This window comes from Kineococcus sp. NBC_00420 (assembly GCF_036021035.1).
Lineage (GTDB): Bacteria > Actinomycetota > Actinomycetes > Actinomycetales > Kineococcaceae > Kineococcus.
This window is the reverse complement of record NZ_CP107930.1, coordinates 2,671,307-2,684,024: the sequence shown is the minus strand read 5'-3', so window position 1 is coordinate 2,684,024 and position 12,718 is coordinate 2,671,307. Positions and strand designations below refer to the sequence as shown.

Here is a 12,718-nt window from a genome sequence, read left to right as displayed (position 1 = left end):
CGTGGACCCCGGGGTCGTCCTGCGCGGGTTCCGCCTCGACGACGCCGCGATGGCGGTGGAACTCTCGAGCGACCCCTACGTCCCGCTGACCGGTTCGTTGCCCGCGAACGCCGACGAGGCGCAGGCCCGGGCGTGGGTCGAGCGCCAGCAGGGGCGGCTGGCCGAGGGGATCGGGTGGTCGTTCGCGATCGCGGACGTCTCCTCCGACCGGGCCCTCGGCTCGGCCGGACTGTGGTTCACGGATTCCCCCGGGGTCTTCACCGTCGGGTACGGGGTGGTCCCCTCGGCCCGTGGACGGGGAGTGGCGACCGAGGCGTTGGCGCTGCTCGTGGAGTTCGCGGGGAACCTCCCCGCGGCTCGCCGACTGCTCGCCCACGTCGAACCCTGGAACTCCGCGTCGATCCGAGTGGCGGAACGGGTCGGGTTCCGCCGGGAGGGGAGGACCCGGCACGAGATCGGCGGCGGGCTCCGGGAGGTCCTCGTGCTGGTCCGGGAACGCTGACCTCAGCGGACGAGCGCCTCCACGTCCCGGACGTGGTGCAGGACGCCGTGCCGGTTCCGCAGCGCGACGTCGTGCGCGGTGAGGGAACCCCGCGAGGCGTGGCGGACGAGAACTCCGGCGGCCTGCGCCGCGACGACCACGTCGCACCAGTCGGCGGTCGCCCGCCGCACCGTCCACAGCGCGGCGCCCGCGTCGAAGGACCCGTACCGGCGGGCCCGCGCGAGGTCGTCGGCGTCGTGCCCCGCAGGGACCCGCGCGTCCCCCGCGAGGGCGGCCGCCAGGCGTTCGGCCCACGAGCGCAACGTGTCGGCGGTGTGCACGACGTACTCCGTGGCCGACCACCCGTCGGCCGGCGGCCCGGCGCGGGGGAGCAGTTCCGCCAATCGTTCCGGAACTCCGGCGATGTGCTCGACGGCGACCTCGAACGGCACGACCCAGGACGTCCCGCACTCCCGGCACGGGTCGCCGTGCACGTCCTCCCACCACGGGGTCACCCCAGGACCCACGGGTCCTCGATCCGCGACGCCGGGACGAAACCGGCCGCCCCCGCGGCGTCCGCGGCCGCGGCGAAACCCGTTCCGACCGCCTCGGGGACGTGGGCGTCGCTGCCGAAGGTCAGCAGCCGCCCACCCTCCTCCGGCCACCAGCCCAGGATCGTGCGGTGCAGCGGCAACCTCGTGTTGAGTTCCAGGGCCCGTCCCCCTGCGGCGAGGGACCGCAGGGCAGTCCGAAGTCCCTCCTCGAACTCCCGCGGGTCGAACGCCCCGGGCCAGCTGCGCACCGGGTAGTCGATGTGCGCGAACGTCGCGAACGCGTCCGACCCCGCGACCATCCGCGGGATCTCGGCGAGGTACTCGCGGAACACCTCGACCGGCTCCCGGTGCTCGAACAGCAACCAGGGTTCGGCGTGGGAGTCCCCGTCGGGCAGGCAGTGCAGCGAGCCGACGACCCGGTCGAAGCGACCGCGGCGCAGCAGGCCGGCGACCTCGTCACGGTGCAGGTGCGGTTGCCCGACCTCCATCCCGGTGAGGATCGTGAGGTCGGGGAACCGGGCCCGGCACTCCTCGATCGCGGCGAGGTACCCGTCGACGTCCAAGGGCGGCGCGTGCAGGATCCCGTCGGTGACGAGGTCGGGGTGCTGGTCCACGAGGAACCCGGCCCGGAAGGGTGTGAAGTCGACGTGCTCGGTGAAGGCGAGCGACGGCAACCCGATCTCGACGGCGCGGGCGCAGGTCGCCGACATCGACCCGACCGTCCGCGCGTCCCAGGAGAACTGGCTGTGGACGTGACCGTCGGCGGGCAGCACCTCCTCATCCGACTCCCGGTGGGTGCCGGTGTCAAACCCCGCGCCGACGCTCCCGTGCGCGGCGTACCCAGGCCCCCGCACCGGCGACCCCCGCGACCACGGCGGCCGCCCGGAACGCGTCCGCGCTCCCACCGGACTCCACGAGGAGACCCGCACCCGCGGTGCCGAGGGACGCCCCGAGGTTGGTCGCGGCGTTCACCCAGCTCGTCGCCTCCGAACCACCGTCCTGCCCGCCCAACCGGTCGGCGGCGGTGTAGGTGACGACCGCGAGGGGCGCGCCGGCGGAACCCACCACGATCAGGGCCACCACGAGGAGCACCGACCCGGACCCGAGGGCCGCGACGACTGCCGCGAGCGCGGTCACCGTCGCCAGGACGGCCAGCACCGTCCAGTCCGCCGCCCGCCGCAGCGGGAACCAGCGGCCGACGACGTGACCCCACGTGAGACCGGAGACCGCCGCCGAGATCGACAGCACCGCCAGCAGCAGCCCCGCGGTCACGGCGGAACCTTCTTGTCCGCGTGCGACGACGGCGACCTCGAGGGGGTCGTTCGCGAGTCCGGTGCCGAACGTGAAGAGCAGCAGGACGGCGTACCCCGGCCGGGTCAGCGGGCCCAGGAGGTTCCGGGTGCGTGACGGCCGGGCGGTGGTCGCAGCGGGCGCCGCGACCCGGGTCAGCAGGGGAGAACGGGACATCAGCATCGACCCCAGCACGTGGGTCCCGGCGGTGACGGCGAGCGCCCCCGCCGGTCCGAGGGTCACCGCCGTCGCGCTGGCCACCACCGGACCGACGGCGAACAGCGCCGACTCCACGACGGCGTCCAGGGCGTAGGCCCGCTGCCGGGCGGGCGGTCGGGGCGTGAGCCGGGCCCACGCGGCCCGGACCGTGGGCCCGACGGGCGGGGCGGCCACGCCCGCGGCGACGGCGGCCGCGCAGCACAGGACCGGTGAGGACGTGCGGGTCAGCGACAGCACGGCCACGGCGAAGCCGACGCTCATCCACGGGAGCACCCGGCGGGCTCCGCGCCGGTCGAGGAACCGGGACTTCAGCGGCATGGCGAACCCGGTGACGCCGTACGCGCCGAGCGCGGTGCCGGCCACCGCGTAGGAGCCGGTGGCGGTCTGGACCGTCAGCAGCAGGGACAGGACGAGGGTGGCGTAGGACAGCCGGACGAGACTCGAGGCGACGAACACCAGCGGCACTCCGGGCAGGGCCAGGAGCGTGCGACGGTCCGCCACCCGTTCGGGGTGGGACACGGGGGAGATCTCCCTCAGGGCAGGCCGGAACGCCGGCGTGGCCGGTCGTCCCGACGGGGGTCGGATGGCTCGTGCGGCGAGCCCGACCTATCCCTGGAGCGTGATCACGCCTCCACGCTAACCGAGCAGCGCGCCGGCACCGTCGTGGAGTGAGCCGTCGGTGGGACGAACCGGTCGTGAGGACGCCACGATCGGCGCACCCAGACCTCAACCCACGTGGTGACACCGGTGGGTGCGACGTCGCGACCGCTCACCCGAGCACCAGCGCCAGGTGCAGCGCCAACCGGTCCCGCCCGTCGTCCAGGTCGTACCCGCTGACCGCCGCGATCCGCCGCAACCGGTGGTAGAGGGTCTGGCGGTGGATCGACAGCGCGGCGGCCGTGCGCTGCGCGCTGCCGGCCAGGTCGAGGTAGGTCCGGGCCGTCTCCACCAGCTCCGGTTCGGTGGCGAACAACCGCACGGCCCGTTCGTCGCGCACGACGGTGGACAGCGCGACCGGGTCGGCGAGCGCGTGGAGCCGCAACGCCCCCAGCCGTTCCCACTCGCGCACTCCAGCGCCCCCGGAGCGCAGCGCGGCGTCGGCCTGCTGCCACCCGGTGTGCGCCTGGGTCGCGTTGACGATCCCGGAGACCCCGACGGCGACCCCCGCGGGGTGCTGGGACGACAGCGCGCCCGCCGCGCGCGCCGCGATCCCCGCCCCGTCGAGCGTTCCGGGGACGACCAGCGCCGCGCGGTGCCCGACCGCCGACACGAGCACGGAGCGGGGCAGCAGCCACCCGTTGACCGTCCCGGTCGGGCCGCCGTCGGCGGGGGCGAGGGCCACGACGGTCACGACCGGGGGCAGCAGCCCGTCGCGCTGCAGCTCCTCCACGGCCTGGGCCCGCGAGCCCGCGTCGCTGGACAGCAGTTCCCCGACGGCCCACGTGGTGCGGTCGGCGGCGCGGGCCCGGGTCGCGAGGTGCGCCGCGACGAGGTCGAGGGCGTCCCGGACCCGCTCCAGGTGGGTGGCCCGCACCCGTTCGTGCGGGTCCAGCAGCCACAGGTAGCCGTAGGTCACGCCGCGCCAGCGCACCGGTACGCACCACCGGGGGAGGCGCCCGGCGTCGGGGTCGCCCGGGATGCGCAGCGGCCCGGTCGCCCGGGCGATGCCGAAGCCCGCGAACAGCTGCTGCACGACCGGGTCGGAGCGCCGGCGCAGGATCGAGCTGCGGCGCACGTCGTCGATGACCTCGTCGTGACCGGAGGAGGCCACCAGCAGCAGGTCCCGGTCCTCCAGGGTCACCGGCGCCCCCGTCTGCTCCGCGACGGAGTCGACGAGGTCCTGGAGCTGGTCGGCCGGGTTCACCCGGCCATCATCCACCTGTACGACGAGAACGGTCGAAGGTCTGACGATCGTCAGTGGCCCCGGAGCCCGTGGGGTCCTAGCGTCGAGGTGTGTTCGGACAACTCCTCCTCGGCGTCGCCGGCAACCGCGGCGTGCGGTCCCTGGTGACCGGCAGCAGCCTCAGCCGCCCCGTCGTCGCCCGCTTCATCGCCGGTGACGACGTCGCCGCCGCCACCGCGGCGGTGCGCGCCCTGCACGGCGACGGCATCGCCGTCAGCCTCGACCGCCTCGGGGAGGACATCACCGAGGCGAGCCAGGCCGACGAGACCGTCGCGGGGTACCGCGACGTCGTCGAACGCCTCGCGGCCGAGGGGTTGGCCGCGGGCAACGAGATCTCGATCAAGCTCTCCGCGCTCGGTCAGGGCCTCGGTCCGACCGGTCCGCGAGCGGCCACCGAACGGGCCCACGCCCTCGCCGAGCTCGCCCGCGCCCACGGTGTCGACGTCACCGTCGACATGGAGGACCACACCCGCGTCGACGACACCCTCGAGACCGTGCGCGCCCTGCGCCAGGACTTCCCCCGCACCGGCTGCGTCCTGCAGGCCATGCTGCGCCGCACCGAGGGCGACGCCCGCGACCTCGCCGTGCCCGGTTCCCGGGTCCGCCTCGTCAAGGGCGCCTACAACGAACCCCCCGAGGTCGCGTACCCGGCGAAGGCCGACGTCGACAAGGCCTACGTCCGCTCCCTGAAGGTCCTGCTCGACGGCGGTGCCTACCCGATGATCGCCACCCACGACCTGCGCCTCGTGAATCTCGCCGAGTCGCTCCTGCGGGGCCGTCCCGAGGGGACCGCCGAGTTCCAGATGCTCTACGGCATCCGGTCCGGGGAGCAGCTCCGCCTCGCGCGGGCCGGGCACACCGTCCGCGTCTACGTGCCCTACGGCACCGACTGGTACGGCTACTTCTCCCGTCGCCTCGCCGAACGACCCGCGAACCTCGCCTTCTTCGCCCGCTCCCTCGTCGCCGGCTGACCCCGGCCCGGAAGGAAACCAGACGTGCACTCCGTGACCGACGTCCCCGCCCCCCGCAACGAACCGATCCACGGCTACGCCCCCGGCAGCCCCGAGCGGAAGCTGCTGCTGGAGTCCCTCGCCGAGCAGGCGGGCAACCCCGTGGAACTCACCCAGACCATCGGGGGGAAGTCCGTCCTCGGCGGCGGCGAGAAGGTCGACGTCGTGCAGCCGCACCGGCACGCGAGCGTCCTCGGGACGTTCGGGACGGCCACCAGGGAACAGGCCCGGCAGGCGGTGGACGCGGCGCTGGCGGCCGGTCCGGCGTGGGCCGCGATGGACTACGACGACCGCGCCGCGGTGTTCCTGCGCGCGGCCGACCTGCTCTCCGGTCCGTGGCGCGAGAAGATCGCGGCCGCGACGATGCTCGGGCAGTCCAAGACCGCGCAGCAGGCCGAGATCGACGCGCCCTGCGAACTCGTCGACTTCTGGCGCTGGAACGTCTCCTTCGGGCGCCGGCTGCTCGCGGAGCAGCCGGTCAGTTCCCCCGGCGTCTGGAACCGGATGGACCACCGTCCGCTCGAGGGGTTCGTCTACGCGATCACCCCGTTCAACTTCACCGCCATCGCGGGGAACCTGCCGACCGCCCCCGCGCTCATGGGCAACACCGTCGTCTGGAAACCCTCCCCGACGCAGACGCTCTCGGCGTGGTGGACGCTCAAGCTGCTGGAGGCCGCGGGACTCCCCCCGGGGGTGATCAACCTGCTCACCGGTGACGGCCGGGACGTCTCCGAGGTCGTCCTCGCGGACCGCGACCTCGCCGGGATCCACTTCACGGGGTCCACGGCGACGTTCCAGCACCTGTGGCGTGCGGTGGGCGAGAACATCGCGAACTACCGCACCTACCCGCGACTCGTCGGTGAGACCGGGGGCAAGGACTTCGTGCTCGCCCACCCCTCGGCCGACCCGGCGATCCTGTCCAACGCCATGCTGCTCGGCGCCTTCGAGTACCAGGGGCAGAAGTGCTCCGCCGCGTCCCGCGCCTTCGTCCCGCAGTCGGTCTGGGACGTCATGGGGGAGGAGTTCCTCGCCAAGGTCGACTCGCTGCGCTTCGGCGACGTCAGCGACCTCTCGAACTTCGGCGGTGCCGTCATCGACGCCCGCAGCTACGCGAAGAACGTCGCCGCGATCGAGCGCGCGAAGGCGACACCCGGCCTGACCGTCGCCGCCGGCGGGACCTACGACGACTCCGAGGGCTACTTCGTCCGCCCCACCGTCGTCCTGGGGCAGGACCCCACCGACGACGCGTTCTGCACGGAGTACTTCGGTCCGGTCCTCGCCGTCCACGTGTTCGACGACGCGCGCCCCGGGGCCTGGGAGGAGACGCTGCGGACGGTCGACGCGGGTTCCCCCTACGGGTTGACCGGTTCGGTCATCGCGACCGACCGCGCCGCCGTGGCCCACGCCTCCGAGGCGCTGCGCTTCACCGCGGGCAACTTCTACGTCAACGACAAGCCGACCGGCGCGGTCGTCGGCCAGCAGCCCTTCGGTGGTTCCCGGGCCTCGGGCACCAACGACAAGGCGGGTTCGATCCTCAACCTGCAGCGCTGGACCAGTCCGCGGGCCCTCAAGGAGACGTTCGTGGCGCCGACGGACCACGTGTACCCGCACATGCGGTGAGCTTCGGGGTGTCGTCCGGGCCGAACACGGGTAGTCATGGGGCATGAGCCAACCCACGGGGTCCACCCGGAGCGACGACCTGAGCGTCTCGCACGGACCGGGACCGGTCCAGTCCCCGACGCGCGCGGACGAGACCGTCGGGCAGCTGATCGGTCAGCTGACCGAACAGGTGTCCCACCTCGTCCGTGACGAGGTCGCGCTCGCCAAGGTCGAGCTGACCGAGAAGGGCAAGAAGGCGGGTCTCGGCCTCGGGATGTTCTCGGGGGCGGGCCTGCTGGCCTTCTTCGGCTTCGGTGCCCTCGTGACCACCGCGATCCTGGCGCTGGCGATGGTGGTGAGCGCCTGGCTCGCGGCCCTGATCGTCGGGGTCGTGCTGTTCCTCGTCGCCGGCGCCCTGGCCCTGGTGGGCCGCAAGGAGTTCCAGCAGGTCACCCCGGCGCTTCCGCAGGCGACGGTGGACAGCGTCAAGCAGGACGTCAACGCCGTGAAGGAAGGGTTCCAGCGATGAGCGACAGCCTCCCGAACAGTGCCGTCCCGACCGACCGCGCGGGGCTCGAGCGCGACATCGCCGAGACCCGCGCCCGCCTGGCCTCCACCGCGGACGCGCTCGCGGCCAAGGCCGACGTGAAGGCGCAGGCGAGCGCCAAGGTCGAGGACGTCAAGGCGAAGGTCCACGAGGTCAGCGCCGGCGCCCCCGGCTCCGGCGCTCAGCAGAGCGGTGTGCTGATCGCCGGCATCGTGGTGGTCACTGCGCTGGCCGTGTGGTTGGTCGTGCGCAAGCGCTGACCTCGTGGACACGACCCCACCCGTGATCCCGCTGGGTCTCCCAGCGGGATCACGGGTCAGGGGGCGAGGGCCTTGCGGACCAGGGGGGCGACCTCGGTGCCCAGCAGTTCGATGGCCCGCAGGACGTCGGCGTGCGGCATCGTCCCGGCGCTGACGTGCAGCATGAACCGGTCGATCCCGAGCTGTTCGTGCTGCTTCACGATCTTCTCCGCGACCTCCTCCGGCGACCCGACGAGCAGGGCGCCACGGCGGCTGCGGGCCGCCTCGTAGCTGGTGCGGGAGAAGTGGTTCCAGCCGCGCTCACGGCCGAGTCCGTTCATGACGGCCTGGTAGGGCTTGAAGTGCACGTCGGTGGCCTGCTGCGTCGTCGGGGCCACGAACCCGTGGGAGTGGGTCGCGATCCGCAGCGTCGACGGGTCGTGGCCGGCCCGGGCGCCCGCTTCGCGGTAGAGGTCGGCCAGCGGCGCGAACTGCTCGGGCATCCCGCCGATGATGGCGATGGCCAGCGGCAGGCCGAGGGTTCCCGCGCGCACGACGGACTGCGGGTTCCCGCCGACCGCGATCCACACCGGCAGCGGCTGCTGCACGGGTAGCGGGTACACGCCGAGGCCGGGGACGTCGGCCCGGAACCTCCCGCCGGACCAGTTCACGCGTTCGGGGTTCTCGCGGATCCTCAGCAGGAGGTCGAGCTTCTCGGCGTAGAGGTCGTCGTAGTCCTCGAGGTCGTAGCCGAACAGCGGGAACGACTCGATGAAGGACCCGCGGCCGGCCATGATCTCGGCGCGGCCGTTCGAGAGCCCGTCGAGGGTCGCGAACTGCTGGAACACCCGGACGGGGTCCTCGGAGCTCAGCACGGTGACGGCGCTGGAGAGCCGGATCCGCGTGGTCCGGGTGGCCGCCGCGGCCAGCACGACGGCGGGGGCGGACGCGGCGTAGTCGGGACGGTGGTGCTCGCCGAGGCCGTAGACGTCGAGGCCGACCTGGTCGGCGACCTCGATCTCCTCGACGATCTCGCGCAGCCGTTCCGCGTGGCTGAGCAGGGCGCCCGTCTCCGGGTGCTCGGTGGTCTCCGCGAACGCGCTGACGCCGATCTCCACGACTTGCCTCCAGGTAAAGTGCTTGAAGGCTCAATCATACCGCACGAGCGTGCCGCCGTCGAGCACCAGCTCACCGCGACCCCGCGTCCCGGACAGGTCCACCACCAGTCGCGACGGCCGGGCCAGGTGGTCCCGCGTCGGGAACCAGGCCCGACCGGGCGTGACGAGCACCAGCAGCCCGTCGTCGTCGCCGACGGCGCTGAACGTCTCCGACCCCGGACCCCCGAACGGCGCCGCCCCCACCTCGCGCGCCAGTCGCCGCCGGGCCTCCGCCACCGACGCCACCGGGATCCCCACCTCGCTGATCGCCAGCAGGTGCCCGGGCCCGAAGTCGTCGCCGCCGAGACGTTCCGGCCGTCGCCGACGCGCGATCAGTTCCAGGACGGTCCCGTCGGCGCCGAGGAAGTAGCTGGAGCAGGCGTCCCAGGACGGTGGCGCCTCGAACAGGTCCTGCCCGTCGTGGCCGAGGAGCTCCACCCGCTGCGCCAGCCAGTCGTGCGCCGCGCGGCCCGCGTCGCCCGGCACCGAGAACGCCAGGTGCTGCGTCGCGGGGACCGCGTCGGCGGCGGGAACCAGCCGCAACCGGCTCCGGCCGACCTGGACGAGCCCCCCGTCGACGGGCAGGCCCAGCACGTCGCGGAAGAAGGCGGTGCCGGCGGAGACGTCCGGCACGGGGAACTGCACGTGGTCGATGCGCACGCCGACACGTCACCAGCTCAAGCGAGCTTGAGGTCAACCCCCTCGTGCCGGATGCTGCCCGGGTGAGCGTGCGAGACGACCTGCTGAGCATCGGCACCGTGGCCGAACGCGCCGGACTCAGCGTCCCCGCGTTGCGCTACTACGAGGAACGCGGGCTGCTCAGCCCGGTCCGCGACGCCGGGGGGCGACGCCGCTTCCCCCGTCACGTCCTGCGGCGCCTCGCCGTCATCGCCGCCGGACAGCGCGTCGGCCTCTCCCTGGCCGACATCGGCGAGGCCCTCGACACCCTGCCGTCCGACCGGGCCCCCTCCGCCCGGGAGTGGTCGCGGGTCGGGGAGGTCTGGCAGCGGCTCCTCGACGCCCGCATCCGGGAGCTGCAGGCCCTGCGCACGTCGCTGACCGGGTGCATCGGCTGCGGGTGCCTCTCGCTGACCCGCTGCACCTTGTTCAACCCCCACGACGCCGCCCGCGACGAGGGCAGCGGCTCGCGCTGGTTGCGCGACGCCGAGCACGGCCCGGCGAAGCTCGGGAGGGAACCCGGGCCCTAGATCGCCGTTACATTGCCAGGGTGGTGTTCAGTCTGCCCTTCGGCTCCGCGGCAGACCTGCGGTCGGCCTACGAGGCCGTCGACTGGTCCGCGACGACCCTGGGGACGCCGGACGAGTGGCCCCGCACCCTTCGCCGAGCCCTCGAGCTGGCGCTCGAGACGCGGTTCCCGGTCCTCATCGCCTGGGGCCCCGACCTCACGATGCTCTACAACCAGGTCTACGCCGACACGATCGGCCGCAAGCACCCCGCGCTGGGACGCCCCGTCCGCGAGGTCTTCGCCGAGACCTGGGCGGAGCTGGAACCCCTCTTCGCCCGGGCGATGACCGGGGACGCCGTCTGGTTCACCGACATGCCGGTGATGATGGACCGCAGCGGGTTCCTGGAGGAGACGTTCTTCACGTTCTCCTACTCCCCGGTCCGCGACGACGGCGGGGCCATCGCCGGGGTGGTGGACATCGCGGCGGAGACCACCCGACAGGTGCAGGACCACCGTCGCCTCGAACTCCTCAGCCGCCTCGGCGACCTCGCCACCGAGCTGCAGCCGCCGCTCGAACTGGCGAAGCGCGCCCTGGACGTGCTGACGACGCTGCCCGCGGACCTGCGGGCGGTCGACCTCCAGCTGCCCGGCCACGAGTCGACGTTGCCGCCCCCGCCGTCCGTGCTGAGCCCCCGCCAGGTCCTCGTGCAGGACGAACCGGGTGCGCCGAGACTCGCCTGGGTCCGCATCCCGGCGGCCCTCGGGGGCGAGTCCCAGGGGGTCCTGGCGGCCGTGCTCAGCGACCACATCGCCCTCGACGCCACCTACCGCGACTTCCTCCGCCTCGTCGCCGCCACCGTGGGCGACGCCCTGTCCGCCGCCGCGTCCTACGAGGCCGAACGTCGCCGCGCGGACCTGCAGCAGTGGCAGGCCCGGCGCCTCGCCGGTCTCGTCGCCGTCGCCCAGGCCATGCCCGACGCCCAGGACGAGCACGACGTCCTGCAGGTCCTCGGCCGCGGCGCGATCGGCCTGCTCGAGGCCGACGGCATCGTGCTCGGGGTCCTCCAGGACCGCAGCCTGCAGGTCCTGGGCGACGTCGACGACCCCGCGGCCGCCGCGCTCGCGGGAGCCCTCGGCGGGGCACCGGTCGTCCGCGACGACGGCCCCGGCACGAGCGCCGCCTGGCCGCTGCGCCTGACCGACCGCGTCGTCGGCGCCCTCGGCCTCTCCTGGCGCCGGGACCGCGTCCTCACCGCCGAGGACGACGACCTCCTCAACGCCCTCGCCGCCTCCACCGCGCAGGCGCTGGACCGGGTCCGGGCGCTGCGCTCCGAACGCAAGGCGGCCGCCGCCGTCCGCAGCCTGGCGGAGACGTTGCAGCGCAGCCTGTTGACGTCGGCGCCGCTGCCCCAGCACCTCGAGATCGCCGTCCGCTACCTCCCCGCCGCCGAGCACGCTCAGGTCGGTGGCGACTGGCACGACGCCTTCCTCACCGCCTCCGGCACCACCTGCCTGGTCATCGGCGACGTCACCGGTCACGACCAGGACGCCGCCGCCGCGATGGGTCAGGTCCGCAACCTGCTGCGCGGCATCGGCTACTCCCTGGAGGTCTCGCCCGCCGCGGCGCTCGCCGCCCTGGACCGGGCGATGCGCGACCTCGGGGTCGGTGCGCTGGCGACCGGCGTGCTCGCCACGATCGAACCCCTCGACGGGTCGCAGGACTGGCGGCTGCGCTGGTCCAACGCCGGCCACCCCCCGCCGCTGGTCGTCTCGCCGGACGGTTCGAGCCAGCTCCTGCGGACCCGGCCGGACCTGCTGCTGGGCCTGGAGGCGGAGTTCGTCCGGGCCGACCACGTCCACGGCCTCCCGCCGGGCGCGACGGTCCTGCTCTACACCGACGGGCTCGTGGAACGCCGCGGCGCCTCGATCGACGACGGCCTGCAGTGGCTCGCGGAGACCGCCGCGGGGTTCGCCGACCGCTCGCCCGCCGAGATCTGCGACGCCGTGCTGGAACACGTCGCCGGCCACGCCGAGGACGACGTCGCGGTCCTGGCGGTGCGGGTCCGCCCGGACCCCCTCGACGAGGCCGTCATCCCGTCCTGAGGTCCCGGTCCCGAGTCCGCTGCGGGTGTCGGTAGCCGCCGTCCTCGAGTCCCGCCCAGCGTTCGAAGACGTTGTGGTGCGGGCGGTTGCGGGTCACCAGCGCGTTCAGGCCGTAGAGGGCGAGGAACGGGGTGGTGCCGAGCAGCGCGTACTGGTCGGCGTGGCGGAGCTCGTGGCGCCGTCGCTGCGGCCCGCCCAGCCCGCCGTGCAACCAGACGTTGCCGAGCGTCGTCCCGCCCCGGCCGTAGCTCCCGCGCGGCATCCCGGAGCACTCGACGAACAGGTCGTCGCCGAGGGCGATCGTCGCGCCGTGCGCGCGGGCCCACAGGAGGGCGAGGGTGCTGACCGGCAGGTTCCGCCAGGCGCGGAAGGCGGTCCATAACGCAGAACGGCCCCTCATGAGAGGGACCGTACCTGCTGTGCTGCGTGA

14 protein-coding genes are annotated in these 12,718 nt (G+C 73.8%); 7 read left to right on the top strand and 7 right to left on the bottom strand.

What is annotated here, in order from left to right; translation table 11 throughout:
• The first annotated feature begins 1 nt into the window (after nucleotide 1).
• On the top strand, nucleotides 2–502 hold the full coding sequence (locus OG218_RS12990; protein ID WP_328293642.1) for a GNAT family N-acetyltransferase: 501 nt from the start codon (nucleotides 2–4) through the stop codon (nucleotides 500–502).
• A gap of 2 nt (nucleotides 503–504) precedes the next feature.
• Here OG218_RS12990 and OG218_RS12985 read toward each other — a convergent pair whose 3' ends face one another.
• The 4 genes from OG218_RS12985 to OG218_RS12970 all read right to left on the bottom strand — a co-directional run bounded on the left by OG218_RS12985 (nucleotide 505) and on the right by OG218_RS12970 (nucleotide 4,408).
• The gene (locus tag OG218_RS12985; RefSeq protein ID WP_328293641.1) at nucleotides 505–996 is read right to left on the bottom strand and encodes a hypothetical protein; all 492 of its coding nucleotides are present in this window, start codon (nucleotides 994–996) and stop codon (nucleotides 505–507) included.
• Nucleotides 993–1,805 carry a PHP domain-containing protein gene (locus tag OG218_RS12980; protein ID WP_442906498.1) on the bottom strand — a complete coding sequence of 271 codons (813 nt, stop codon included), beginning with the start codon at nucleotides 1,803–1,805 and terminating at the stop codon, nucleotides 993–995. The genes OG218_RS12985 and OG218_RS12980 overlap by 4 nt, the downstream gene beginning before the upstream one ends.
• 34 nt (nucleotides 1,806–1,839) lie before the next feature.
• A complete protein-coding gene (locus tag OG218_RS12975; RefSeq protein ID WP_328293639.1) occupies nucleotides 1,840–3,063 on the bottom strand; it encodes an MFS transporter in 1,224 nt (407 codons plus the stop codon).
• A 250-nt stretch (nucleotides 3,064–3,313) separates the two neighbouring features.
• Entirely contained in the window at nucleotides 3,314–4,408 is a 1,095-nt protein-coding gene (locus OG218_RS12970; RefSeq protein ID WP_328293638.1) for a PucR family transcriptional regulator, read from the bottom strand.
• An 89-nt stretch (nucleotides 4,409–4,497) separates the two neighbouring features.
• On the opposite strand from OG218_RS12970, the gene OG218_RS12965 reads away from it, so the two are divergent.
• From OG218_RS12965 to OG218_RS12950, 4 genes are read left to right on the top strand one after another with little or no spacing between them, the layout of a single operon-like run.
• The gene (locus OG218_RS12965) at nucleotides 4,498–5,418 is read left to right on the top strand and encodes a proline dehydrogenase family protein (protein WP_328293637.1); all 921 of its coding nucleotides are present in this window, start codon (nucleotides 4,498–4,500) and stop codon (nucleotides 5,416–5,418) included.
• 24 nt (nucleotides 5,419–5,442) lie between these two features.
• Complete coding sequence (gene pruA / locus OG218_RS12960) at nucleotides 5,443–7,077, top strand: L-glutamate gamma-semialdehyde dehydrogenase (RefSeq protein ID WP_328293636.1); 1,635 nt, start codon at nucleotides 5,443–5,445, stop codon at nucleotides 7,075–7,077.
• 43 nt (nucleotides 7,078–7,120) lie between these two features.
• On the top strand, nucleotides 7,121–7,585 hold the full coding sequence (locus OG218_RS12955; RefSeq protein WP_328293635.1) for a phage holin family protein: 465 nt from the start codon (nucleotides 7,121–7,123) through the stop codon (nucleotides 7,583–7,585).
• On the top strand, nucleotides 7,582–7,863 hold the full coding sequence (locus OG218_RS12950) for a DUF3618 domain-containing protein (protein WP_328293634.1): 282 nt from the start codon (nucleotides 7,582–7,584) through the stop codon (nucleotides 7,861–7,863). Before OG218_RS12955 ends, OG218_RS12950 begins: the two co-directional genes overlap by 4 nt.
• Before the next feature lie 56 nt (nucleotides 7,864–7,919).
• Here the strand turns inward: OG218_RS12950 and OG218_RS12945 are convergent, their stop codons facing one another.
• Both OG218_RS12945 and OG218_RS12940 read right to left on the bottom strand, forming a co-directional pair.
• Nucleotides 7,920–8,960, bottom strand: coding sequence for an LLM class flavin-dependent oxidoreductase (locus OG218_RS12945; RefSeq protein ID WP_328293633.1), 1,041 nt, complete (start codon nucleotides 8,958–8,960; stop codon nucleotides 7,920–7,922).
• Nucleotides 8,961–8,990: 30 nt separating this feature from the next.
• Nucleotides 8,991–9,659, bottom strand: coding sequence for a VOC family protein (locus OG218_RS12940; protein WP_328293632.1), 669 nt, complete (start codon nucleotides 9,657–9,659; stop codon nucleotides 8,991–8,993).
• A 62-nt stretch (nucleotides 9,660–9,721) separates the two neighbouring features.
• Here OG218_RS12940 and soxR point away from each other — a divergent pair, with 62 nt between their 5' ends.
• Nucleotides 9,722–10,207 carry a redox-sensitive transcriptional activator SoxR gene (gene soxR / locus OG218_RS12935; protein ID WP_328293631.1) on the top strand — a complete coding sequence of 162 codons (486 nt, stop codon included), beginning with the start codon at nucleotides 9,722–9,724 and terminating at the stop codon, nucleotides 10,205–10,207.
• Between the two features lie 20 nt (nucleotides 10,208–10,227).
• The gene (locus OG218_RS12930) at nucleotides 10,228–12,288 is read left to right on the top strand and encodes a SpoIIE family protein phosphatase (protein WP_328293630.1); all 2,061 of its coding nucleotides are present in this window, start codon (nucleotides 10,228–10,230) and stop codon (nucleotides 12,286–12,288) included.
• Here OG218_RS12930 and OG218_RS12925 read toward each other — a convergent pair.
• Nucleotides 12,275–12,688: a hypothetical protein gene (locus OG218_RS12925; RefSeq protein ID WP_328293629.1), complete on the bottom strand. Its 414-nt coding sequence runs from the start codon at nucleotides 12,686–12,688 to the stop codon at nucleotides 12,275–12,277. The genes OG218_RS12930 and OG218_RS12925 overlap by 14 nt on opposite strands.
• Between the last annotated feature and the right edge of the window lie 30 nt (nucleotides 12,689–12,718).